Origin of the sequence: Alistipes finegoldii DSM 17242 (assembly GCF_000265365.1) — a bacterium.
GTDB lineage: Bacteria > Bacteroidota > Bacteroidia > Bacteroidales > Rikenellaceae > Alistipes > Alistipes finegoldii.
Genome location: NC_018011.1, coordinates 2,993,092 through 3,018,689, shown reverse-complemented (window position 1 = coordinate 3,018,689; position 25,598 = coordinate 2,993,092). Strand labels below are relative to the sequence as shown.

Here is a 25,598-nt window from a genome sequence, read left to right as displayed (position 1 = left end):
ATTCTCCGCCGGGGAAACGGACTTTTCCGATTTTGCGAATTTGCCTTACATCATCCGCCCGAAAGTCCTCCTGCCTAAAAGATAACGCAACACCACCGAGCCCCGGTAAATCTTCTCTTCCGCGGACCCTTTGCGGTTCTGCCGGATGGTCTTCCGCTTGCGGGACAGATCGCGGTGCCACCGCAGGAAATCGCGGTAGGCGCGGAACACCGCCCGGAAATTGTCGCTCCGCCCCTGCACCAGATAGGACAGGGCCGCCAGCAAGTCGAGCGCAGGACGCACGACGGCAACCGTGACCCGCTGCACGGACGAAGAGCACTTGTAGAGCATCGCCAGATTATTGCGGTGGTTGTAGAAGACTTTGGTCGGCGAATCGGTCGTGAGCGTACCGCCGCCGAGGTGGTAAACCCTGCTCTGCGGCACGACCCGTACCCGGTAACCGGCCAACTGCATGCGCCAGCAGAGGTCGATCTCCTCCATGTGGGCGAAAAAGTCGGCGTCAAAGCCGCCCAGCGCATGGAAAACATCGGCCCGGCAGCAGAATGCGGCGCCGCTGACCCAGAAAACGTCGCGGGCGTCGTCGTACTGGCCCTCGTCGGCCTCGACCTGTCTGAGGATGCGGCCCCGGCAGAACGGATAGCCGAGAAAGTCGATAAATCCGCCCGAAGCGCCTGCATATTCGAATTCCGTGCGGTCGGTCCATGAGATCAGTTTCGGAGAGACGACGGCTACGTCGGGTTCGCGTTCCAGCACGTCGAGGATCGGAGCGAGCCACCCTTCGGGCGTCTCTATGTCGGAATTGAGCAGCAGATAATAGTCCGCCTCGACCTGCTTCAAAGCCCGGTTATACCCTCCGGCAAACCCGTAATTGGCTTCGAGACGCAACACCCCGACGGAAGGAAATTCCGTCGCCAGCACCCTCAGCGAATCGTCCGTCGAGCCGTTGTCGGCGACCATGACCTCCACGCCGGCTGGGGCCGCAGCGACGACACTGGGCAGGAAACGGCGCAGGTGCTCCGCGCCGTTCCAGTTGAGTATGACTATTTTAGCGACCGGCATTTGTACGTTTGTGTTTCCAGCGGCGGTGCGACCACATCCAGAGTTCCGGGTGTTCGCTGATCATCGCTTCCAGCTTCCTAACGTAACGTTCCGTAATTTCGTATTCGGCGACCTGCTCTTCACCGTCGTAAATCGGCTCGAACGACATCTGGTAGCGGCCCCGCCGCAGACGGTCCATCCTGACGAAATAGACCGGCAGTTTGCAGCGCAGCGCCAGCTTCTCCCCGCCGTCAAAAAAAATCGTATCCTGATTGAGGAAGCGGAACCAGTGGCTGTCGGGACGGCGCGGCGGATTCTGGTCGGCGATAAGCCCCATGACGAGGTTTTTGCCGTCCACGCCGCATTCCCGGTTGCGCAGGTAGAAGCGCAGCGAATCCTTCATGGCCACGGTCATCGAATTTTCATAGTTGCGCAAACGCTGGTAAAGCCGCTCCATGACCTTGCTGCGCAGGGGATGATACACCGCCACCAACATCTGCGAGCGTTCGTAAAGCCCCCAGTAGGAACAATACTCCCAACAGCCGAAATGGGCCGTCATAGCGATCCAGTCGCGGCCGTGCACGGCCTTGTAATGTTCGTCGAATCCCTTCACCGTCAGTACCGTGCGGGCCTTTTCTTCGCCCATATGGGCCATATTGACCGTATCGACGAATATCTCGGCCAGCGTCCGGTAGAAATTGCGGCGGATGACGGCCAGCTCCCCGACGCTCTTTTCCGGGAACGAATTGCGCAGGTTTTCGTTCACGACCTTCATGCGGTAACGCAGGCAGTAGTAGAGTATGAAAAAGAGCAGGTTCTCGACGACGTAATATTTGAACCAGTACGGCAGCACGGCAAAGAAACGGGCGCCGAGCCACAAAGACTCCAGCCATACCTTCTGCGCAAAATTCAGCTCAGCTCGTTTCATCCGGCAAGGCGTTAGGGTTCGACAAAAAGTTTCACGTTATCCACCTTGGTGCGTATCCTCAGCCAGCTGGCCAGCGTCGTCCGGTCGATCGAATCGGCGGGCGCCTTGGGCGTAACGACACATACGAGGGTCGTATCGAGCGGCGTACCCGCGACATCGAACGTAATGCCCTTCATCAGCGATATGGCCTTGATATTCTCCATCATGACGCCCACTTCGCGCGAAATGTCGTCCACTTCGACGTTCGTAACCCGGTAGCGTTTCAGCTGAGCCGTCATTTCGCCGATGCGCCGGTTCTTCTCCTCCAGCAGTTCGAGGTAGCTCTGCTGCAGCGACGCCACGTTTATCTCGTCCGTCTTGTTGGCCTGACGCACCACCAGTTCGGCCTTCTCCAGTCCGAAGTTGCGCATCTGCGCACGGGCATTCTCGATAATTTCGTCGCCGATGGGTTCTCCCACGAGCAGCAGTTCGATCTGCGAGGGGTCTTTGCCGTGCGCATAATGCTTGTTGCACTCGATCACGCGCGTATGCGGAAACTTGAAGACCTGCGCGACGTATTTGTCGGCCACGGCTTCGAACAGCGAGACGCGGACCATATGGAAACCGATGACGACGCTCGGAATGAAAGTCACGAGCGTAATAACCATCATCAGCCGCTTGACGTTGCGTTCGCGCACCTTGTCGATAAAGGCGTTCTTCTCGTACTTCAGGAAACGGACCATGAGGTAAGTCGCCAGCGCGATGAAGACCGAGTTGATGAAAAAGAGGTAAAAGGCCCCGACGAAGAATTTTATCTGCCCCGTTGCCAGACCGAATCCCGCCGTGCAGAGGGGCGGTATCAGCGCCGTGGCGATCGCCACGCCGGGGATAACGGTCGAGGTGCGGTCCTGCCGCGTCTGCGCCACGATACCTGCCAGACCGCCGAACAGGGCGATCAGCACGTCGTAGGTCGTCGGCACCGTGCGGGCCAGCAGCTCGCTGCTGTTCGACGAGAGGGGCGACACGAGGAAATAAACCGTCGAGGTGATAATCGCCACGATGAACATCAGCGCATAGTTGCGCAGCGCCTTTTTGAGCAGCTCGAAATCGTTGATGCCCAGCGAAAGGCCGATGCCCATAATAGGACCCATGATCGGCGAAATGAGCATGGCGCCGATAATTACGGCCGCCGAATTGACGTTCAGGCCGAGCGACGCGATCATCGTCGCAAAAATCAGCACCCAAAGGTTCACCCCGCGGAACACCACGCCCTTGCTGATGGCCGCCACGACCTCGTCGCGCTGCGCCTTGTCTTCGTCGAGGCTGAAGCGCCCCCGCAGGAATTCACGCATCTCCCCCACCCAGAGCGAGAAAGAGCGTTTTACATTATGCGTATCGTTCGTATTTTCCATTTCAATATGCACTATCTTTCATTTATTCCTCTTCGTCCGCCGCCGTCTCCCGCTTCGGTTTGGGTTTTCCGGCCAGCACGATCACGAACTCCCCCTTGGGGTCCGTCGTGCGGAAGTGTTCCAGCACCTCGGCGACCGTACCGCGAACGGTCTGTTCGAATTTCTTGGTCAGCTCGCGCGACACCGAAACCCTGCGTTCCGGCCCGAACACCTCGGCAAACTGTTCGAGACACTTCACCACGCGGTAGGGGGACTCGTAGAATATCATCGTGCGCTCCTCCGCGGCAAGCGACTGCAACTGTTTGGCCCGGCCCTTCTTCTGGGGCAGGAAACCCTCGAAACAGAACCGGTCGCACGGAAACCCGCTCTGCACCAGCGCCGGAATCAGCGCCGTGGCGCCGGGCAGGGTCTCGACCTCGATCCCCGCTTCGACGCAGGTCCGCACCAGCAGAAAACCGGGATCGGAGATGCCGGGCGTGCCCGCATCCGACACCAGCGCCGCATTGCGTCCGGCCGCGATCGACTCGGCGACCATCTTCACCGTGGCGTGTTCGTTGAATTTATGATGGGAATAGAGTTTCTTCTCGATGCCGAGATGTTTCAGCAGGAACGAAGTCGTCCGCGTATCCTCGGCGAGTATGAAATCCACGTCGCGCAGGACATTGACCGCACGCAGCGTAATGTCGTCGAGATTGCCGATCGGGGTGGGAACGATATAAAGCTTTGCCATGCAGCTATGCGAATTTACGTTCCAGCAGTTCCATCAGGAATTTGGCCCCGTCGGAATTGGCGTTCCACGCATAATTCTCGGCGATATAAATCATGCACTCGTCGAAATCGTCGAAACCGTTGAGCGTTCCGATCGCCGCCTCGTAAGCCGCTGCATCGCCGCCGAACAAGTCGCGGATCATCAGGAACTTGTCGTTGATGCCGATGGCGCGGCGCAGGTCGGTAACGTGTTCGCTGCGACGCAGTTCGGACGCCACGTCGCGCGGCGGCGCGATCGTGTCGGCCAGTGTCTGCACATTGTGGTTGATCACCTCGCCCAATACGGCGCCGGAGGTGTTTTTCGCTTCGAGCGTGATCTCTTCGAAATCAGGCTCGTCGTCATCCCCGGCATTGTCGGGCGCAGTCGTTTCGGCCGCTTTCGGCTGCGGAGCGGCAACCGGAGTCCGCGATGCAAAAGCGTCCGGTCCGGGTGCAGAGGTTGTCGCGGAGCCGAGAGAGGTTGTCACAGAGCCGACAGGAGTTGTCGCGGATGCTGCGGGTTCCGTCACGGGCGCCGTAAATGGAGTTGCAGAAAGGGCGGCTCCGGCAGTTGCGTCGGAAACGGAGACTCCGGCGGCGGCAGTTCCGGCCGATGCAGAGTCGGACGCTGCGGAACCGGATGACGCGGAACCGGCCACCGCCGGTTGTGCGAACGACGCTTCGGCCGCAGGCTTCCCTCCCGCAACAGGTTTTCCGGTAGGCTCAAGGGCCGGAACGGATGCGGGTTTCGGGGCAGGCGCCGCAGGCTCCGTATTATATAGCGACATGATGACGCGCTGTTTATGGCGGTGACGGACAGTCTCCTCTTCCAGTTCGAACAGTGTCGGAGCTATGGGTTGAGTTCCCGGCGCGGAATGCGCTTCGGCTTTGGCAGGAGCTTCCTGCGCCGAAGTCTGTTCCGCATCGACGGACGGCGCAGGTGCGGCGGCTGATTCGGCGGCAGGCTCTGCAACCGACTCGGAATGTGACTCGACAACCGACTCGGCAGCGGGTTCTAAGACGGGGTCGGCTGGAAACTCGACGACGGACTCCGCAACGGACTCGACAACCGACTCGGCAGCGGGTTCTGAGACGGACTCCGCAACGGATTCGGAAAGCGACTCTGCGAAAGATTCGGTCGCGGATTCGACGACGGGTTCAGCAATGAATTCGGGCTTTTCGGACGCTTCCTCCGGTTCTCGGACAGTTTCCGGCAGCGGCACTGACTGCTCGGCGGCTGGTTCCGCGGCATTTCCGGCAACGGGTTCTGCCGGAGCCGTCTCCTCAATGGAAAGCTCGGATTCAGGCTCAGAAGCAACCGGTCCGGATTCGGTCACGGGTTCAGCGGCAGAGATTTCCGGTTCTGAAATCGGGTTCGTCCCGCCGTCGGAATCGGACTGCGCAACAAATGCTTCGGCAGAATCGACAACAACTTCAGGTTCGGCAGCCAGTTCTTCGGCAGGTTCGGAATGCCCTGCGAAATTTACGCCCGTTTCGACGGCCTGTCCGGACCCGAACTCAGACTTCGATTCCGGCACCGTCTCCGGTTCCGGCTCGGAAACGGATTCCGACTCGGAGACCGCACCAGCTTCGGCGACTGACTCCGACTCAAAGGACGCCCCCGCCTCGGCAAAAGATTCCGACTCAAAAGCCGCACCCGCTTCGCCAACAGCGTCCCGTTTGGCGGCAGCATCCGGTTCGGCCTGCGCCTCAACCGCGAACGGGTCGAGCGAAAGCATTTCGCCGAGATCGATGCTGACCGGAATTTCGGCCGGAGCAGGCTCCGCCACGGCCTCTTCCGCCGCATCTTCGCGGACAGCCGCAAAGTCCGCATCCGCGCCGAAACGCACGGCATCGTATAACTTCCGCAGTTTTTCGAGCACCAGATCCCGTTCGAGGGCCGCGGTCTCCTGCGGGGTGTCCCAATTGTCTATGATTTCAGAGAGCTTCTGCAATTCGCTCCGCACGTATTTCAAATCCATGATCCGTACACTTTTTGCCCTCAAAGATAGGAAAAATTTACGAACTACCCAGCGGAATCACCCATATAATATCGCAGCCCCTCCCCGTTGCCGCCGGGAAACGGAAAAGGGGACGGCATACGCATCGTCCCCCTATTCCGTCTGCGGAAAACATGTCACTTCCCGAAGATATGTTTCGCATAATTATATCCGCAGGCGTCGTAAATCTTCGCCAGCCGGCGTACGCGGCGCAGGTAGTCGCCGTAATCCTTCCGGTCGAGACTCCACCCCACTTCGGCCAGCGCGCTCAGGCGCGGCAGCAGCATGTATTCGGCATGGGGCCACGTGGCGATGTACTCGGTCCAGAGGTTGGCCTGCACGCCCAGTATACAGCGCTGTTCGTCAGCCGTCAGCATCTCGTAAGGATCGAGCGAATAGACCTTCTCCACAGGCAGATAACCGCCGATGGCGAGCGGTTCCCCAGCCGTATCGCGCGTCTGGTAATAGTCCAGATAGCAGTGCGTCGTCGGAGCCATGATGGCGTGGTTGCCCATCTTCGCAGCCTTGATGCCGCCTTCGGCGCCCCGCCACGACATGATCGTGGCCGTCGGCGTCACTTCGCCCTCCAGTATCTCGTCCCAACCGATCAGCCTGCGTCCGTGGGCGTTGAGGAATTTCTCGACGCGGGCCGTGGCATAGTTCTGCAACCGGCGCGGCCGCTTCAGCCGCTCGGCCTTCATGCGCGCTTTGCAATGCGGGCATTTCTTCCACATCACCGTCGGGCACTCGTCGCCGCCGATATGGATATACTCCGAGGGAAACAGCTCCAACACCTCTTCGAGCACGCCCTCGATGAATTCGAACGTCGTCTCCTTGCCGATGCAGAAAACCCGGTCGTCGATGTCCCATGTCTGGCGCACTTCGTACTGCTCGCCCGTACAGCCCAGCCACGGATAGGAGGCCAGCGCCCCGACGGCATGCCCCGGAAATTCGATTTCGGGAATCACCGTGATGAAACGCTCCGCAGCGTAATTCACCACGTCGCGGATCTCATCCTGCGTATAGTAACCGCCGTAAGGCGTTTCGTCGAATTTGCAGTTCTCGTCGTACGTGCCGCCCGGATCGCGGCCGATCAGCGTACGGCTGCGTACGGAACCTATTTCGGTGAGTTTCGGATATTTCCTGATTTCGATGCGCCACCCCTGATCATCGGTCAGATGCCAGTGGAAGACGTTGAGTTTGTGCAGGGCCATGATGTCGAGCGCCTCCTTCACCTCATCGACCGTGAAGAAGTGACGGCCGACATCGAGCATCATGCCCCGGTAGCCCAGACACGGTTTGTCCTCGATCGTGACGACGGGCAGTTCGACGGCCCGCACGTCGTCGGCTTCGTACGCTGCCGCCGGAAGCAGCTGGCGCAGCGTCTGCACGGCATAGAACGCCCCCTGCGCTCCTCCGGCGACGATATCGATCCGGCAGGGAGTTACGAAAAGGCGGTAGGCCTCCGCAGGCATCGTCTCGTCGCGGGTGACGTTCACCGCATGGTCCGCAGCCTTGTCGGCATGCCTTACCCGCGGGCCGCGGCCGAACAGCGGCATCAGCACCTTGTTCAGCGCGGCAGTCACGCCGGACAGACGCTCGTCGTCGAACAGCAGGACCACCTCGGCGTCGGAGGTCAGGCGGAAGGTGCCCTGCCCCTCCACGATATGCTCCGGGAGCGGCACGACAGCCACTTCGCCGTCGGTCGGAATCACCCTGCCGCAACTGCAACAGCCGCACAATACGGCGAACAATGCCAAAACAGGTAAAAGTCTCTTCATATCGGATCGTTTTCGTGGGTTTCGGTGCAACTTACCCGGTAAATATAACAAAAAAACGGATTTCGCCAAAGCACCGCCTCATTTATTCGCAGGCCGAAGCTCCCAGCAGTCCTACGTGGTCGATATTCGAACAGCAGATATGCAGTCCCTCGACGGTCTTGGCATAGGGGAACCGTTTCAGCTGTTCGTACATCGCTTCACGGAAAAAGCCGAACGCATGGGCGATGCTGCCGCCGAAGACGATCGCTTCGGGGTCGTACGTATAGAGCACCAGCATCACCAGCTGGCCGACATGCCCCCCGAACTCGCGCCAAAGCGCCAACGCTTCGGGATCGCCCGCCGCGGCGCGCTCGTAAGCCTCCTTGCCCGTCGTGCCGCGGCCCACGAAGAAGCGGCTGCTGCAATAGTATTCGTAATCCCGGTCCAGATACGGGATGCTTCCGATCTCCCCCGCCCCGGTGTCCCGGCCGCAGTAGAGTTTCCCGCCGATCACGACTCCCGCGCCGACGCCCGTGCCGAGCGCCACGCACACCACGTCGCTGAACGCGCTCGCCTCGCCGAAGCGGCAGACGCCCAGCGCAAAACAGTTGCAGTCGTTGTTGACATGCACCGGCACGCTGAAACGCTTTTCGAGCAGGTCTTTGAGGTAAACCTCGCGCCACGAAGGGATGCCCACCACATTATATACGATTCCCCGCGCAGCGTCCACCACCGACGGCACGCCGATACCGATCCGCGAAACCTCAGGTCGCATAAGCTCCCCGATAAGCGATGCGATATGATCCACCACCTCCCCTTCGGGACGGTCGGCTTTGCAGGGTTCGGAAAGCAGCCGCACGATATGTCCGTCTTTCACAAGGCCGGCGCGCACGTTCGTGCCGCCCAAATCCACGCCTATTCTCATCTCTTGTCTGTTAATTGCTGTTCTTGACTTTGCTGATCCTGCCGTCGCGGAACTCCACGTGATCGACGATCCGTCCGTCGCGCTCGTGAATCCACGTCTCGAAGCCCCGTTCGCCTTCGGTCAGCACCAGCAGACGCACGCCGGGGCGCAAGTTGTTGTAGGTCGTATCGTCGCCCGAAAAACGTCCGTATCCGAGCGCTATACCCTTCTCGGCAACGACGTAGTCGATGTCGTGGTCATGCCCCACGAACACCCCCGTCACGTCGCCGCTCTCGACCATTGCCGCGAACATGCCGGGATTCAGCTCGCCCGGACACTCGTCCTCGGCGGCGCGGCCGATATGCGTATTGTCGGGATTGCGCCACGCCGCGACGTATTCGGGCAGGGCGATATGGAAAAAGGCCAGCGCCGGCAACGGTTTCCCGCCGTTGGCCCCGGTATAGGCGGCGCTCCGGTCGCGGTACCAGCGTATCTGATCCTGCGTGAACCAGCCGTAACCGTCGATACCCTCGACAGTCGAATAGTCGTGCGAATCGAGGCAGTAAAGCAACGCCGCAGGCGATTTCTTCCCGGCGATCTCCAGCACCACGTCGGCCAGTTCGCCGTCGGCGTTCAGCGTGTTGAGCGTCCCGGCATACGAAGTGACGATGCGGCCGATTCCGGCGCGCGGAATATCCTGTTCGGCGTCGTGGTTGCCCAGCACCACGCAGAACGGCAGGTTACGCTCCGCAACGGGCGCCAGCACGCGCTTCCACCCTTCGGCGGCAGGTTTTCCCGTCACCACGTCGCCCGTGAAGACGACCAGATCGGGCCGCTCCGCATCGAGGATATAACGCATCTGAGCGATCGTCTTCTCCGCCTGCGCCTGCCGGTAGGGATTCCCCAGATCGAGGTGCACGTCGGTGAACTGCGCGATCTTGAATTTCCCCTCCCCGTTGAATTCCAGAGCGGGCCTCTGCGCCTGCGCCGAGCACCACAAGGCAACGGCGCACATAAGTGTCGTTATCTTTTTCATAAGCAGGTTGGGTTGCTCAGTTCAGTTTCACGCTGCCACTCTTCTCCACGCGGACCGTACGGCTCCGGCCGTCGCCCCACGTCACCGTCAGGTCGAAGGGCACGTTGGTCTCAACGCTCACGGAGGGCGTCTCGCCGGCCGAAGCGCGCCGTTTGACCTTCAGCCCCACGACGCCGTCCGGCCCGTAGGGATAGCGTTCGATGCCGTGGGCCTCGGTATGCTCGATGTCCCACACGATGCGGCCTTCGGAGTAATCCGACTTCACGCCGAGGATATACTCGATGAAGACGGCGATGGGCGGAAGTCCGGTCCAGCCCACGAAGTCCTTGCGTGCCATGAATCCGGGTTCGATCTTCTCCGGGGCGTAGTACTCCCAGAAGGTGCCGGTATTCTTCCACACCTCGAAGACTGCGGCGTAATGGTTCGCGGCGATCTCCCGCGCAAGGTCGTGATAGCCCTTACGGTAAAGGCCGTCGATGGTCATGTAATTCGTACCGGGCCATACGCCGCCCTGCCAGTAGCGGCCCAGCGGATTGTATTTCGGATGGTCGGCCGAGAGCGACGGCACGCGGTGCGGACGGTCGAACTCGGTCGTATCGCTCAGATGCGCCACCATGCGGTCGAGCCGCTCCTTGTCCAGCGCATCGGCCTGCAAAGCCCAGAATGCGCCGATTCCCTTGGTCGTGCAGAGCGTTCCGTCGCCGTAGCGGTCGTACAGGAAAGCCGTCCGCTCGTCCCAGAGATGTTCGTTCACATAGGCGCGCAGCCGCTTCATCTCGTCCTCCATATCCTCGATCTCCTGCCAGCGTTCGATATAGAAACCGATGTTCAGCAGCGACTCGTCTACCAGCATCTGCTGCAGGTTGGTGTCGAGCCAGACCATATGTCCGTGCGAAAAGATCGGGTTGTATTCGGGCTTCTCGCGGGGCATGTTGTCCATGCCCGTTCCCCAGCCGCTCGACCAATAGGTGCCGTCGGGCCACGTGCGGTTGAGCCGCCACCATTTGGCGTAGGCGCACAGCGCGGGGAAGACCTTGTGCAGGCGGTCGATATCGCCGAACTGGCGGTAGTACGTCAGCTCGACCCACGGCAGCAGGTTCGGGCCGGTCGAAGTCGGATCGTAACGCTCGAAACAGTCGGAGCCGTCGGCCCGGATTTCGCGGCAGATGAAGCCGTCGGGGTGCTGCTTCGCATAGAAGTTGTCCAGCGAACGCTGGAACGGGAAGAAGCGGTAGCCGTAGCGGGCGAACATCATCATGAACGAGGCGTCCCACATGAAAATATTGCCGTTGTAGGCGATATCCAGATACGGCGAGACGAATTCCGATCCCTCCTGCGGCTGGCGGATGTTGCCCACGGCGATCCGCCAAGCATGCCAGTACATCTCGATCTCTTTGTCGTGCCCCTCCCACACGGGTGCGGGCAGGATCTTGCGGGCCTCGGCGAACGAACGGGGCTTGATGGTTTCGGGCTTGGCGGTCCGGAATTCGTTTTCGGCCACGAAGACCTCCTTTACATAGGTATTCTTGTAAGGCAGCTCGTAAGGACCCGATTTAAGGCCCTGCGCTCCGGCCGCTCCCGCTGCGAAGACCAGCGGCAGAAGCGCCGCGATTTGTTTGCGTAGCGTCATAATATGCGGTTTATTTTATCAGCGATTTGATCCTGCGGGCGATCTCCGTATTCATATACGTACCGCAGAACTTGTCGGCTCCGGGACCGTATGCGAATACGGGAAGCATCGCGGGGGTATGGTCGTCGGAGACATAGACGCCCATCACGCGGCCCGTCCGCTCGTCGCCGTCCACCAGCACCAGTCCGCCCGTCTCGTGGTCGGCCGTGACCACGACGAGCGTCTCGCCGTTTCGGTCGGCGAATTTCAGCGCTTCGGCCACGGCGAGGTCGAAGCTCAGCATTTCGATAATTGAGCCGGGCAGGCAGCGCGAATGGCCGGCATAGTCGATCTTGGCGCCCTCGACCATCAGGAAGAAGCCTTTGCCGCCCTGCTCCTGCAGTTTGGCGATCGAAGCCCTCGTGGCGTCGGCCAGCAAGGTGAGGTTGGCCTGCTCGGCGGCATCGTCCATCGTCTCGTCAATGCAGATCACCTTGCCTTTCCGGGCCTTGATCTCGTCGACCGAACGCACGAAGTCATACTGTTTTTTCAGCTCGGAGATCAGCTCCACGCCGTCGCTGCGGCGGGTGAATTCGCGGATGCCGCTGCCGCAGAGCAGGTCCACGCGGCCGTCCATCAGGCAGCGGGTCAGCTCGTCGGCGTTGTCGCGTTCGACCGAATGTCCGTAGAAGGCCGTCGGCGTGGCATCGGCGACATTGCCGAGCGTCAGCACGCCCACCGGCATCCCCTTGTCATGGAAAAAGTCGCTCAGCGAAGGATACGGCTCGCCTTCGGAACTCATCGAAATATGGCGGTTATCGTGACGTTCGCCCGTCGCCAGCGCACTGCCGCCCGCGGCCGAGTCGGTCGTGAAGGCATCCAGCGCATTATTCTGCTGCAGGCCCATATACTTCATCTGCAGCGTCGAAAGCCCCTTGTTGGCATAAAACGCGGCCACGATCTGCGAAAGGCCCATGCCGTCGCCGATCAGGTAGATCACGTTTTTGACTTTCCCCCTGCCGCCGTCGTTTCGATAGGTCGGCGTGTAAACGTCGATACCCTCGGTGAGCTGCAGTTTATCGTTCTGAAATCCCCTGAAATCGCGCGTGGTCTTGTCCAGACGCTTCGTGCCGGTCACGCCACCGACGGACGTACGGCGCTGGCCGATCTGGAAATTCTTGTTGCCGAAATCGTCGAAGAATCCGGCGCAGACCTCCGGACGGTCGGTGTTGATGTAGTCGATCCCCATGTCGTAGAACGTATAATAGACCGTCGTTCCTTCGGGAGCGCCCCAGAAACGCACGGGCTTGCCCCAGCCGTGGGCGCGGTCGATGATCTTTTCCAGCTTCACGCGCTCGACGGGAATGATCGAGCCTTTGCCGTTCCACTGCGAATAATCCTTGAAATCGGCGCTTACAAGGGCGATACGTTCCAGCTGGGCCGGAGTGTAATCGACCTCCCAGTTGCCGTCGAAACGGACATAGGCGGGATATTTGCCGAAATCCGCAGGCGCAGGAACCCGTCCCGTAACGGCGATACGCACGGCTTCGGGATTCACGGTCGGGTCGAAGACTTCGGGATAACGGCCCAGCAGCGCCGTAACGGCCTGCAGCGTCGGTTCGGTCGCCGATTTGAGTTCGACCATCAGTTGCAGCTGCTCGTCCGAATCTTTCCATGCACGGCCGCCGTTACGCTTAAAAAGCGTCACGATCGGCTCGACATAGAGCGACTCGAAAGTCATATCGGGCGAAAGGTCCTCGACATCGTGTCCGACCAGCAGTTTACCGTCGTGCAGAAACACGTCGGCTTCGATCGAATAGACTCCCTGAGCGTACGCCTGCCAGAAAGGAGCGCGGCGGCAATAATCGTTGTGCGAATGGATCAGCACGGGCCGTTCGGCCGCAGCCGTTACGCAGAAGCACAATGCCGCAGCCAGCAGCCAGCTTTTCAGTATCCTTTTCATCGTCGGAGTCATTTAGCGATTTTGACAACGGCCATCACCGGAGCGTGGTCGGAAACATAGCCGCCGTCGAAGGTGTCGGGCAGCACTTCATAGCGGACGGCTTCGATGTCGCCGCTCACGAAGATATAATCCAGCAGGGGACGCTCGGCTTCGGGAATCTGTCCGAAATCGGAGAAACTCCAGTCGGTTCCCGACCGCTGCGCCGCGATCGCCTTCGCGTCGTGCAGCACGCCGTCCTTCTGCACATGGGCCACCACCGACGATCCGGGTTCCGAATTGAAGTCGCCCGTCAGGATCACAGGACGTCCTCCGCTCAGGGTTTCGATGCGCTTCATCAGCAGGCTCACGCCCTCGTCGCGCGCCACCTGCCCGACATGGTCGAGATGGGTGTCGATGAAGAAGAGTTCCCGGCCGTCCCTGTCGCGCAACACGACCCATGTGGCGATTCGCTCGCAGGCGCCGTCCCATCCCAGCGACCCCACCACTTCGGGGGTCTCGCTCAGCCAGAACGTTCCCGAATCGAGCAGCGTGAAGCGGTCCTTCCTGAAGAACACGGCGCAGTATTCGCCCGACTCGGCGCCGTCCAGCCGTCCGACGCCCACTCCTTGATACCCGGTCAGCAGACCGCTCAGATCATTGAACTGGTTGGAAAGCAGCTCCTGCGTGCCGAGCACATCGACCTCCTGCGCCTTAATCACCCCGGCGACCCGTTCGCGGCGGAAACGCCAGTTGTTCTGCCCGTCTTCGGGATTGTCGTAACGCATGTTGAAGGTCATCACGCTGAGCGAAGTCGCCGAGCCGCAGGCGGTGAACGCAACCGCCGCAAGAAGATAGATCAATCGTTTCATAGTCCCCTGTTTTTTTATGTAAATACAATATTTCCGTCAATTCGTCAGCCGCAGATTCGCTTCGGGGATCGCTTCGAAGCCCTCCGCTCCGGGCGCTTTCCAGCCCCACGCGAGGTCCTGTCCTTCGTAATCCTCGAAATAGAGCAGCGTGTAAGGGTGCAGTCCCGCTTCGAGCGCCACGCGTCCGGTCGCCATGACCGAAGCGTGGGACCCGTCGTTGTCCACCACCCTACGGTCGCCGATCATCAGCACGCTGCCGTCGTCGCTCTTGGTCATGAACTCCCAAATGCCCCGCTCCGGAATGAGGATCAATCCCGTAAAGACATAGGCGAAGTGGTCCTCCTGCGGAGCTTGGGCGATCGAGGGCGCAGGCATCGTGCCGGACGACACGTATTTTCCCTTCCGAATATCGTTCACACACGAGAAAACGCCTTCGTAATAGCTGTAAGCGACGCCGGGACGCGTGGCGGTCTCTGCGGGCATACCCCGGCGGAACACCGCTTTCTCGGCTTCGAGCGTCAGCGTACGACTAGGCGCAGCGCCGGGTTTGAATCCTTTGGCCTTGAGCGTCAGCGAACGGTCCACCGGCACGGGAGCGGCGTAGAGCGCCGACGTTTCGGTGGGTTCCGAGCCGTCGAGCGTATAGCGGATTTCCGCTCCGGAGGTCGTCGTCGCCAGAGCGACGGCGAGCGGCTCGGTGAACAGGCTCACGTTCTGCGTGGTATAGGGAATCGAAACCACCTCGCCGCGGGTCAGCGAATGGGGCGCGGCCGCATCGTCCGTCCCGCGTTCGTAATCGGGGCGCGGCCGGAGCGCATAGTGCAGCTCGCCGCCCTGCATCAGCTCGTCGTAGGTGATGTAGTTCCGGTCGATCGGCTTCCCGTCGAGCGTCACCGAAGCGATATAGACGCTGCGGCGCGGATTGTCGGCCGTAAGGGTCAGCGTACGGCCGTTGGCCAGCCGCACGACGGCTTTCGGGAACTGGGGCGCGGTCAGCGCGAATTCGTTCGAGCCGGGACATACGGGATAGAAGCCCAGACTGGAGAAGACGTACCATGCCGACATCTGGCCGCAGTCCTCGTTGCCGATGATGCCTTCGGGCGTCGGGGCGTACATCTCGTGCAGCAGGCGGCGCGTCAGCTCCTGCGTCTTCCACGGCTGTCCCACATAATTATAAAGGTAAGCCATATGGTGGCTCGGCTCGTTGCCGTGGGCGTACTGCCCCATCAGCCCCGTCACGTCGCTCACGTCGAGCTGCATTTCGTCCGATTCGAGCGTAAAGAGCCGGTCCATTTCACGGATGAACGCCTCGCGGCTGCCGAAAAGCTGGATCAAGCCGTTCACGTCGTGCGGCACGAAGAAGCGGTAGTGCCACGGCGTGGCCTCGGTATAGTCGCGGCCCGTAGCGAACTCTTCGAACGGCGCGGACCAGTTGCCGTCGGACTGACGGCCGCGGAAAAAGCAGATCGAGCCGTCGAAAACATTCACATAGTTGAGCGCCCGCCGCGCGTATTCCCCGAACACGTCGTCGCGGCCCATAGCCTGCGCCATGCGGGCGATCGCCCAGTCGTCGTAGGCGTATTCCAGCGTACAGGAGACCGATTCGCGCTTGATATTGGAGGGAATATACCCCTGCGCCGTATAATAGTCCGAACCTTTCTTATTGATGTTCGACGAACGGATCATCGCCTCCAGCGCCTTGTCGGCATCATAGCCGCGAATTCCCTTCAGGTAGGCGTCGGCGATGACCGACACGGCATGGTAGCCGATCATCGTGCCCGTCTCGCCCGAAGCCAGCGGCCAGATCGGAAGTTCGCCCGTTGAATCGTACATGTCGAGCATGCTGCGGATCATGTCGTTCACCAGCGCGGTATCGACCAGCGTCTGGAGCGGATTCCACGCCCGGAAAGTATCCCACAGCGAGAACGTCGAGTAGTAGGACTCCCCTTCGGGCATCCGCGCGACGGTCTGGTCATGGCGGCGGTACTCGCCGTTCACGTCGCTCATCAGGTTGGGCGTCAGTTTCGTATGGTACTGCGCCGTATAGAAGTTGGTCATCTCGTCGCGCGAGCCGCCTTCGACGACGATGTCGCCCAGCGCTTTGCGCCACTGCCCGACGGCGCGGGCATGCACGGCGTCGAAATCCAGTTCGGGAACCTCCGCAAGCGAATTCATACGGGCGTTTTCGACACTGACGGACGACAATCCCACGGCGATCGTGAGCGTCCGCACGTCGGGCGCGAAGGTCAGCACGGCCTGCTTGTCCCCCAACAGCTGCACGTCGGCGAACGGCTCCGAGAAGCGGGCCGCGAAGAATACATACTGATCGGGCACCCACCCCTGCGTGCGGCGCATGCCGACCAGCTCGTAGGGAGCCGTCCGGCGGAGTTCGCACAGGTCGATCTTCTCCTCGGTGACCGTATGCAGCAGATCGACGATCACCCGCCGGGGACCTTTGCCCGCAAAGGTATAGCGGTGTACGCCCGTACGGGGCGCGGCGGTCAGTTCGACCCCGACATTCACGTCGGGCAGCGTCACGGCGTAGTAGCCGCACGAAGCCCGCTCGTCGTCATGCGAAAAGAAATAGGGCTGCAAGACGCACTCGCCGTCGTGGATCACGATTTCGCGCGTGGTCGGATGGAACAGAATGTCCGCAAGGTCGGCGCATCCCGTACCGCTCAGGTGCGTATGCGAAAAGCCGTCGATCGTCGTGTCGCTGTAATGGTAGCCGGCGCAGGCGTCCCAGTTGCCGGCGCGGGTGTCGGGACTCAGCTGCACCATGCCGAAAGGCGTGGTCGCGCCCGGATAGGTATGCCCGTGGAATCCGGTGCCGATGAACGGGTTCACATAATCGACGGGATCGGCGGACCGCGGCGAACAGCCAAGGGCCGCGAGGGCCAGCAGCAGAAGGGTAAGTTTTTTGGTCATAACAGTAGTCGGTAGTGCGAACCGTCCGGAAAATACAAATCAAAGGTACGGATTCCGGAGCGATATTGCAACTCCGCGCCCTTCTCTCTTCGTCTGTCCGAAGCCGGTCGCAGTTTAGGTCATACAAATATAGAGAAGCGATTGCACCCTGCCGTGGCTATTTGCGCTTTTACTTCCTCAAATCGCGCAGAACCGTCATTTCCCGCCCGGCGCCCCCGAAACGCCCCGATCCGCCGCCGAAAAATCGCAGAAACCGCCCGGATTTCCGAAAAAAAAGCTACCTTTACCGTCGAACGGACACTACCCGAACGATGGCACGCGTAATTTTCCTGACCGACTTTTCCGAAGCGTACGCACGAGAACTGCTCCTCGGCATGGCGCGCTATGCGCACGACACGGCGCAGGCATGGAGCCTGTGCCGCCTGCCGCTGTCGATACGCGACAAATTCGGCATCGAAGCCGTCGTGGAGTGGGCCGTGCGCATGAAGGCCGACGCCGTGATCGGCCAGTTCTACAACACCGACAACGTCGAACTGTTCCGCAAAAACGGGATCATAGCCATCGCACAGGACTTCAAGAAACGCTTCACCACCATCCCCAACATCACCGGACCGCACTATTCGGCGGGCAGGATGGCCGCCGAGTATTTTCTGCAAAAGGGCTTCCGCAACTTCGCCTTCTACGGCACGCGGGGCATCGACTTCTCGGACGAACGCTGTCAGGGCTTCCGCGAGACGATCGAGGCGGCGAATCCCGAATTCACCTTTTCGTCGCTGCGCAGCAGCGCCCAGAACGATTTGTGGTACTACGACTCGACGCAGCTCATCACGTGGCTGCAGTCGCTGCCCAAGCCGGTGGCGATCATGGCGTGCGACGACAACCAAGCATATCATATCACCGAGGCGTGCCTGCAGATCGAGGGGGGGGGAAATTCCCGCATCCCGAACGACATCGCCATTCTGGGCGTGGACAACGACGAGACGATCTGCAAGCTCTCCACCCCCAACCTTTCGTCGCTCAATCAGGGCGTCGAGCAGGGCGGCTACGACGTGGCGCGCCTGATCGACCGGCTGATCCGTAACCCCGAAGCGGAGTGGGAGGACGTCATGGTGATGCCGACCCACATCGTCACGCGGCAATCGACCGACATCTACGCCAACAACGATCCGCACATCGCCGAAGTGCTGCGCTACATCCATGAGAACATCAGCCAGAAAATCACGGTCAACGAACTCGTGAAGCTGGTCCCCCTGTCGCGCCGCCTGCTCGAAACCCGTTTCAAGAAGAGCATGGGCACCTCCATCTACGACTATATCATACAGGTCCGCATCGAAAAGATGATGCAGCTGCTCTGCGAAGGCCAGAGCGTCTCCGAAGCGGCCGCCGAGCTGGGGTTCTCCGACATCAAGAACGTCTCGCGCACCTTCCGCCAGCTCAAGGGCATCACCCCCTCGGAATACCGCGAACAGTTCGCGCCCAAAAGACGGTGATCCGCCCGGCGGGCCGTTCCCAATATCCGGGCGCCCGAATTCCCAATACCTCCCCTCCTGTCTTTTCCGCCGGTTTCATTAATTATACGGCCAACTGTCATACCCGCCAACCGCCCCGCAAATCCATGCACAAAAAAAAGCAGCGGCCCCTCAAAGGCCGCCGCTTAGTTCTGTTCGACCGTCCTGCGGTCAGAGCGTCACACCGCCCCGCAGGCGGATATCCTCGCACGACGATCCCACGAAGATGTTGAAGTCGCCCGGCTCGGTCACGAACCCGTGCGAGAAGATGTCGTAGAAGCGGAAGGCTTCGTCGGTCAGCATCACTTCGACGCGCTTTTGTTCGCCTTTCTTCAGGAAGATTTTCTCATAACCTTTCAACTCCTTGGCAGGACGCGGCACGCTGGCTTCGACGTCGCCCACATAGACCTGCGCCACCTCGGCGGCGTCCATACCGCCCGTGTTCCTCACGGCGAACGACACGACCACCCCGCCGTCGCACTTCTCGACCTTCAGGTCCGAATACTCGAACGTCGAATAGCTCAGTCCGTAACCGAAGGGATAGAGCGGCTTCACCCCGCTGCGCTCGTAACCGCGGTAGCCGACAAACACGCCTTCATTATAAGTAACGCGCTTCTGCAGGGTGTTCTTGCGGTGGGTGCGCGCCACATTCTCGTAATAGCTGCCCAGCGTCGGATTGTCCTCGGCGCGGCGCTCGACGGAGATCGGCAGGCGGCCGCTGGGCGAGATCCGCCCCGTTACGATCTCGGCGATCGCCTGACCGCCCTGCTGTCCGGGATACCACGCCATCAGAATCGCTTTAGCCTTATCGTCGAACGTCGAGAAATCGACACCGCCGCCGCTGTTGACGACCACGATCAGATTCTCGTTGAGCGCCGCGAGCCGGGCGATCTCTTCGGACTGCCCTTCGGGCAGCGCAAAGGTCCGATCGGAATTCTCCTTTTCGTTGGAGCTGTCGAATCCGGCGCAGTAGATCACGGCGTCGGCCCGGACGATCCGGGCATCCTCGGCGCGGGGATCGGCGGTCATATAGCCGAACGACACCTCGGCCGACGAGGCGTTGTCGAAATATTCCAACCGCAGCGCGTATTTCCGGCCGGCCTTCATTTCGACGCTCCCCTTGCGGGTCGTCGCGCTGTGGTTGCCCCAGTCGGCGAGCACCTCTTCGCCGTCCACGAAGAGCCGGTAACCGTCGTCGCCGCGCATGACCAGCGAAGCCGTGCAGTCGGATTCGGGAACGAACACGCCGGTCCAGCGGATCGAGAAGCCGTCGGCGGGAAGCCCTTCGGCCGGCGCCTTATCCTTCCAGTTGAAGCCGATTCTCGTATCGACGCGCGTCAGCGCGGGAGTTCCCTCGAAACGCTTGTTGGCGAAGTACTCGCCCCTGAGTCCCGGCGTTTTGCAGTCGGCCGAGGTGTAGACCATGCCCTGAGCGGCCATATCGCTCGCCGAAGGGAGATTGCCCAAAACCGTCACCCTGTATTTCTTGCCCATCATCTGCATGCCCTCGCCGACCGAAACCGTCGAGAAGGGATGCACGAAACCGCTGCCGCCGCCCGTCGGGATATTGCCCGAATTGGGTCCCAGCACCACGATATCGCGCTGTTTGGTCAGCGGCAGGAAAGCCCCGTCGTTCTTGAGCAGCACCACACCCCCGCGCGCCACGTCGAGCGCCGCAGCGTCCGAGAAGGGATTGCATTCGGGAATAGCGGGGTCGAGCTGTTGGCGGTCCAAAAATCCGAACGCGATGAGCGTCTGGAGGATATGCTGACATTTCAGGTCGATCGTACGTTCCGACACCACGCCCGATTCGATGAGCGGACGCAGGTTGCGGGCGTTCATAAACCGGGCGCTCGGCATCTCCAGATCGAGTCCCCGGTTGGCGGCGCCCTCGGCCGAATAGGTGGCGTTCCAGTCGGACATGAAGATTCCTTCGAAGCCCCACATCCCGCGCAGAATATCGACCGCAAGCTGCTCGTTCTCGGTCGCATGCTGGCCGTTGACGAGGTTGTAACTCGACATCACGGCGCCCACGCCGGCCTGCTCGACCGCCTTGCGGAAGGCCGGGAGATAAATTTCATGGAGCGTACGCTCGTCGATATCGGAACTCACCTGATGACGGTCCCACTCCTGATTGTTGCCCGCAAAGTGTTTGATCGTCGCCATAACTCCTTCGGACTGCATGCCCTCGATATACTGCACGGCGGTCTCCGACGCCAGATAGGGGTCCTCGCCGAAGTACTCGAAGTTACGGCCGCACAGGGGCGAACGGTAGATATTGACGCCGGGTCCCAGCATGATATGCACGCCGCGGGCGCGGGCGTCCTGCCCCAGACCGCGTCCCATATCGCGCACCAGCGCCCGGTCCCAAGTCGCCGCGGCGGCCACGCCGCAGGGGAACATCGTACTGCGGGTATTGTTGCGTACGCCCTGCGGACCGTCGGCCATCCGGATTTCGGGAATGCCCAGACGCGGAACGGCCCTGATATAGAATTCGTTGTAACCGCCGATATAATCGATTTTTTCATCGAGAGTCATCTGTCCGACCAGTTCGGCGGCGCGCTCTTTGGCCTGCGGCGGGATAGGCTGCGCGGCGGCGGACGATACGAACGCGACCGCCAGCACGGCAACAAGAGTTTTTTTCATCGGGTTGAAGTTTTAATGGTTTATGCAAAGAAAGTAAAAATATTCCGAAAAGCATCGGATCGGAAATAAAAACTTCCGAACCGAAACCAGCGGCCGGCCGGACCGTTCACGATAATACACACCCGCGCCACAGACAGCCCCTAAGCCGGAGCAATATTTTTCATCATCGGAGAGCGAGCCAATACATATATGAAAAGAAATTAGTATCTTTGCGCTTCGGCCCGCAGGAGAGTTCCCGCCGGATGCTGCCGGGCAGCATCGCCGACGTCCGCGCAGGACGCGCAGCGGATGCTGAACGCACGCAAACCTCCGTCCGCACACGCTTAATGCGCAGGACACGCAGCAACCGTCGCCCGCACCGCCTGCGGTGCAGGATGCGCGGAAGATGCCGGACACGCGACAACCGCCGTCCGTACGGAACGCTCCGGGCCGCAGACAACCGATTCGAAACAAACAAGATAATTCAATGGCTTTACAGTGTGGCATCGTGGGTCTTCCGAACGTCGGCAAATCGACCCTTTTCAACTGCCTGTCCAACGCGAAGGCGCAGGCGGCGAACTTTCCCTTTTGCACCATCGAACCCAACGTGGGCGTAATCACCGTCCCCGACCGGCGGCTCGTCCGGCTGGCCGAGATCGACAAACCCAAGCGGGTGATTCCGACCACCATCGAAATCGTCGATATCGCCGGACTGGTCAAAGGCGCGTCGAAAGGCGAAGGACTGGGCAACAAGTTCCTCGCCAACATCCGCAACACGCACGCCATCATCCACGTACTGCGCTGCTTCGACAACGGCAACATCACCCATGTGGACGGCTCGATCGACCCCGTGCGCGACAAGGGCATCATCGACACCGAGCTGCAGCTCAAGGACCTCGAAACGATCGAAAACCGGCTGGGCAAGACCCAGAAGCAGGCGGCCGTGGGCGGCGACAAGAACGCCAAACGTCAGGTCGAACTGCTGCTGCAATACAAATCGGTGCTGGAGCAGGGCCGCAGCGCCCGCACGGTCGAACTGGAGAAGGAGGACCGCAAACTGGTCGCCGACCTCAACCTGCTGACCGACAAACCGGTGCTGTACGTCTGCAACGTCGATGAAAAGAGCGCCGCTACGGGCAACGCCTACACCGAGGCGGTCCGTGCGGCCATCGCCGACGAAAAAGCCGAAATGCTCATCGTCGCCGCCGCCACCGAAGCCGACATCGCCGAGCTGGAAAGCTACGAGGAGCGGCAGATGTTCCTCGAAGACCTCGGCCTCGAAGAGTCGGGCGTCGAGCGCCTGATCAAATCGGCCTACAAACTGCTCAACCTCGAAACGTTCTTCACCACCGGCGCCGACGAGTCGCGCGCATGGACCTACGTCCGCGGCATGAAGGCCCCGCAGACGGCCGGCGTCATCCACACCGATTTCGAGAAGGGATTCATCCGCGCCGAAGTGATCAAATACGACGACTACGTGACGCTGGGGTCGGAAAAAGCCTGCCGCGACGCGGGCAAGATCGGCGTCGAAGGCAAGGAGTACGTCGTGCAGGACGGCGACATCATGCACTTCCTGTTCAACGTCTGACCCGAAGAGAGACCAAACACGGAACAATATATAAACAGCATATCATTATGTCCAGACCCGTAAGAGTGCGCTTTGCACCCAGCCCCACGGGGCCGCTCCACATCGGCGGCGTCCGCACGGCCCTCTACAACTACCTTTTCGCCCGTCAGCACGGCGGTGTGATGATCCTCCGCATCGAGGACACCGACTCGCAGCGTTTCGTGCCGGGCGCCGAAGAGTATATCCTCGAATCGCTCAAATGGTGCGGCATCGAGATCGACGAAGGCGTCGGCGCGGGAGGTCCCCACGCCCCCTACCGCCAGAGCGAACGCCGCGAAATCTACCTCAAATACGCCCTCCAGCTCGTCGATGCAGGCTGGGCCTACTACGCTTTCGACACCGCCGAAGAGCTGGACGCCCTGCGCCGCGAAGCCGAGGAGCGCGGCGAAGCGTTCGCCTACAATTATGCCGTGCGCGAAAAGCTGGCCACGTCGCTGGCGCTGCCGGCCGACGAGGTGAAGGCACGCATCGAACGCGGCGACCAGTGGGTGATCCGCTTCCGGATGCCCGAAAACCAGACCGTCGAAATGGACGACCTGATCCGCGGCCATGTGGAGGTGAACACCTCGACGCTCGACGACAAGGTGCTTTACAAATCGGCCGACGCACTGCCCACCTACCACCTCGCCAACATCGTGGACGACTACCTAATGGAGGTCTCGCACGTCATCCGCGGCGAGGAGTGGCTGCCTTCGCTGCCGCTGCACTACCTGCTCTACCGGGCCTTCGGCTGGCAGGAGCGTCAGCCCCGCTTCGCCCACCTGCCCCTGCTCCTCAAACCCACGGGCGGCGGCAAACTCTCGAAGCGCGACGGCGACAAGATGGGATTCCCGGTATTCCCGCTCTTCTGGACCTCCCCGACGGGCGAAACGGCCCGCGGCTACCGCGAGGACGGCTATTTCCCCGAAGCATTCATCAACATGCTGGCGCTGCTGGGCTGGAACCCCGGCACCGAACAGGAGATCTTCTCGATGCAAGAGCTGATCGACAGCTTCTCGCTGGAGCGCGTCTCGAAATCGGGCGCACGCTTCCAGCCCGACAAAGCCAAATGGTTCAACGCCCAGTACATGCACCACAAGAGCGACGCCGAGCTGGCTGCGCTGTTCCAGCCCATCCTGCGCGACCACGGTATCGAAGTCGCGGACGAGGTCGCAGGCCGGGCCGCAGGCATCATGAAGGAGCGCGCCACGTTCATCACCGACCTCTGGGACCTCACGTCGTTCTTCTTCACGGCGCCGGCCGAATACGAGGAGAAGCAGACCCGGAAGTACTGGAAGGGCCAAAACCCCGAAATCCTGCGCGAGCTGCGCGGCGTACTGGCCTCGATCGACGACTTCTCGAAAGAGAACACCGAACAAATCGTCCACGGCTGGATCGAAGAGAAGGGATACGGCATGGGACAGGTGATGAACACGCTGCGGCTGGCGCTCGTAGGCGCGGGCAAAGGTCCCGGCATGTACGACGTCACGGCGTTCATCGGCCGCGAAGAGACCCTGCGCCGCATCGACCATATCCTCGCAACCTTAAAACCCGCAGAATAATGGTACAGATCGAACAACACGTATGGGGCATGACGCCGGAGGGCGAAGCCATCATCCTCTACACGATGCGCAACGATAAGGGCGCCGAAGTGAAAATCTCGAATTTCGGGGCCGCCATCGTCTCCGTCACGATGCCCGACCGTGAGGGCCGCATGGCCGACGTGGTGCTGGGCTACAAGCATCCCGAAGGCTACTTCTTCGACGGAGCCGCGTCGGGCAAGAGCGTGGGCCGCTGCGCCAACCGCATCGCCTTCGGCCGCATGACCGTCGAGGGAAAGGAGTACGCGCTCGAAGTGAACAACGGCCCCAACCACCTGCACGGCGGCACGAAGAACTTCGCCAACCGCATCTGGGAGAGCCGTGTGGAGACCAACCGCGTGGTCATGTCGCTCCTTTCGGAGGACGGCGACCAGAATTACCCCGGCGAACTGAACGTCGAGGCCGTGTTCGATTTCGACGATGAGAATGCGCTCGAAATAACCTATCTGGCCCGGACGGACAAAACGACGGTGGTGAACCTCACCAACCACGTCTATTTCAACCTCGCGGGCGAAGGCAGCGGGTCGGTCCTCGACCACCAGCTGCGCCTGAACAGCTCGCAGGTGCTCGAAATGAACGACAAGCAGATCCCCACAGGCCGGCTGCTCGACGCAGCGGGCACGCCGCAGGACTTCCGCGAATTCCGTCCGTTCCGCCCCGGCATCGACTCGGAGTTCAACCACATCCGCGATTTCAAGGGGTACGACCACCCGTTCGTCATCGACGGCTGGAAGCCCAACATTCTGGGCGAGGTCGGCTGTCTGCGCGAACATACTTCGGGCCGCTGCGTGACGGTGCTTTCGTCGCAGCCCAGCGTGATGATCTACACCGGCAACTGGCTCGCGGGCGGATGCCCCGAAACCAAGTCGGGCGGCCGTTACAACGACTACGACGGCGTGGCGATCGAATGTCAAAACCACCCCGACGCCGTCAACCACCCCGAATTCCCGTCGCCGCTGCTCAGACCCGGCGAAACCTACTGTCAGAAAATCGTATTCCGGTTCGGGACTTTCGCATAGGCGGCGGAGAACCGCGGCGCAACCAAAACAAACTCCCGGCACCGGCCGGACACGGGCAGATACGCTGCTCGGCAATAACGCAGTAAC

General features: G+C 60.9%; 17 protein-coding genes. 4 read left to right on the top strand and 13 right to left on the bottom strand.

Features of this window, described 5'->3' with window-relative positions:
• Window positions 1-45: 45 nt before the first annotated feature.
• From ALFI_RS13030 to ALFI_RS12975, 12 genes are all read right to left on the bottom strand, one after another.
• A complete protein-coding gene (locus tag ALFI_RS13030) occupies window positions 46-1,059 on the bottom strand; it encodes a glycosyltransferase family 2 protein (protein WP_014776150.1) in 1,014 nt (337 codons plus the stop codon).
• Window positions 1,046-1,966 carry a lysophospholipid acyltransferase family protein gene (locus ALFI_RS13025; RefSeq protein WP_014776149.1) on the bottom strand — a complete coding sequence of 307 codons (921 nt, stop codon included), beginning with the start codon at window positions 1,964-1,966 and terminating at the stop codon, window positions 1,046-1,048. Before ALFI_RS13025 ends, ALFI_RS13030 begins: the two co-directional genes overlap by 14 nt.
• An 11-nt stretch (window positions 1,967-1,977) precedes the next feature.
• Complete coding sequence (locus ALFI_RS13020) at window positions 1,978-3,357, bottom strand: DUF389 domain-containing protein (protein WP_014776148.1); 1,380 nt, start codon at window positions 3,355-3,357, stop codon at window positions 1,978-1,980.
• A gap of 22 nt (window positions 3,358-3,379) precedes the next feature.
• A complete protein-coding gene (gene rsmI, locus ALFI_RS13015) occupies window positions 3,380-4,087 on the bottom strand; it encodes a 16S rRNA (cytidine(1402)-2'-O)-methyltransferase (protein ID WP_014776147.1) in 708 nt (235 codons plus the stop codon).
• 4 nt (window positions 4,088-4,091) lie between these two features.
• Complete coding sequence (locus ALFI_RS13010) at window positions 4,092-6,086, bottom strand: hypothetical protein (protein ID WP_014776146.1); 1,995 nt, start codon at window positions 6,084-6,086, stop codon at window positions 4,092-4,094.
• A 155-nt stretch (window positions 6,087-6,241) separates the two neighbouring features.
• A complete protein-coding gene (locus ALFI_RS13005; protein WP_014776145.1) occupies window positions 6,242-7,885 on the bottom strand; it encodes a beta-N-acetylhexosaminidase in 1,644 nt (547 codons plus the stop codon).
• Between the two features lie 82 nt (window positions 7,886-7,967).
• The gene (locus tag ALFI_RS13000) at window positions 7,968-8,789 is read right to left on the bottom strand and encodes an ROK family protein (protein WP_009598085.1); all 822 of its coding nucleotides are present in this window, start codon (window positions 8,787-8,789) and stop codon (window positions 7,968-7,970) included.
• A 10-nt stretch (window positions 8,790-8,799) separates the two neighbouring features.
• A complete protein-coding gene (locus ALFI_RS12995; protein ID WP_039940285.1) occupies window positions 8,800-9,804 on the bottom strand; it encodes a metallophosphoesterase family protein in 1,005 nt (334 codons plus the stop codon).
• A 16-nt stretch (window positions 9,805-9,820) separates the two neighbouring features.
• Window positions 9,821-11,434 carry an MGH1-like glycoside hydrolase domain-containing protein gene (locus ALFI_RS12990; RefSeq protein WP_014776144.1) on the bottom strand — a complete coding sequence of 538 codons (1,614 nt, stop codon included), beginning with the start codon at window positions 11,432-11,434 and terminating at the stop codon, window positions 9,821-9,823.
• Between the two features lie 10 nt (window positions 11,435-11,444).
• On the bottom strand, window positions 11,445-13,376 hold the full coding sequence (locus tag ALFI_RS12985; protein WP_014776143.1) for an alkaline phosphatase: 1,932 nt from the start codon (window positions 13,374-13,376) through the stop codon (window positions 11,445-11,447).
• Between the two features lie 8 nt (window positions 13,377-13,384).
• Complete coding sequence (locus ALFI_RS12980; protein WP_014776142.1) at window positions 13,385-14,224, bottom strand: endonuclease/exonuclease/phosphatase family protein; 840 nt, start codon at window positions 14,222-14,224, stop codon at window positions 13,385-13,387.
• A gap of 36 nt (window positions 14,225-14,260) precedes the next feature.
• Window positions 14,261-17,152, bottom strand: a complete 2,892-nt coding sequence (locus tag ALFI_RS12975; protein WP_014776141.1) for a GH92 family glycosyl hydrolase — start codon at window positions 17,150-17,152, stop codon at window positions 14,261-14,263.
• 311 nt (window positions 17,153-17,463) lie between these two features.
• Here ALFI_RS12975 and ALFI_RS12970 point away from each other — a divergent pair, with 311 nt between their 5' ends.
• Window positions 17,464-18,642 (top strand): AraC family transcriptional regulator, encoded by a 1,179-nt coding sequence (locus ALFI_RS12970; protein ID WP_014776140.1) that lies wholly within the window; start codon window positions 17,464-17,466, stop codon window positions 18,640-18,642.
• Window positions 18,643-18,831: 189 nt separating this feature from the next.
• On the opposite strand, the gene ALFI_RS12965 is transcribed toward ALFI_RS12970, so the two are convergent.
• Window positions 18,832-21,306, bottom strand: coding sequence for a beta-glucosidase (locus tag ALFI_RS12965; protein ID WP_014776139.1), 2,475 nt, complete (start codon window positions 21,304-21,306; stop codon window positions 18,832-18,834).
• 466 nt (window positions 21,307-21,772) lie between these two features.
• On the opposite strand from ALFI_RS12965, the gene ychF reads away from it, so the two are divergent.
• Genes ychF through ALFI_RS12950 form a run of 3 tightly spaced genes read left to right on the top strand, consistent with a single transcriptional unit; the run spans window position 21,773 to window position 25,511 of the window.
• Window positions 21,773-22,873, top strand: a complete 1,101-nt coding sequence (ychF, locus tag ALFI_RS12960; protein WP_009598048.1) for a redox-regulated ATPase YchF — start codon at window positions 21,773-21,775, stop codon at window positions 22,871-22,873.
• Between the two features lie 47 nt (window positions 22,874-22,920).
• Window positions 22,921-24,453, top strand: a complete 1,533-nt coding sequence (gltX, locus tag ALFI_RS12955; protein WP_009597959.1) for a glutamate--tRNA ligase — start codon at window positions 22,921-22,923, stop codon at window positions 24,451-24,453.
• Window positions 24,453-25,511 carry an aldose epimerase family protein gene (locus ALFI_RS12950; protein WP_014776138.1) on the top strand — a complete coding sequence of 353 codons (1,059 nt, stop codon included), beginning with the start codon at window positions 24,453-24,455 and terminating at the stop codon, window positions 25,509-25,511. Before gltX ends, ALFI_RS12950 begins: the two co-directional genes overlap by 1 nt.
• Window positions 25,512-25,598 lie beyond the last annotated feature (87 nt).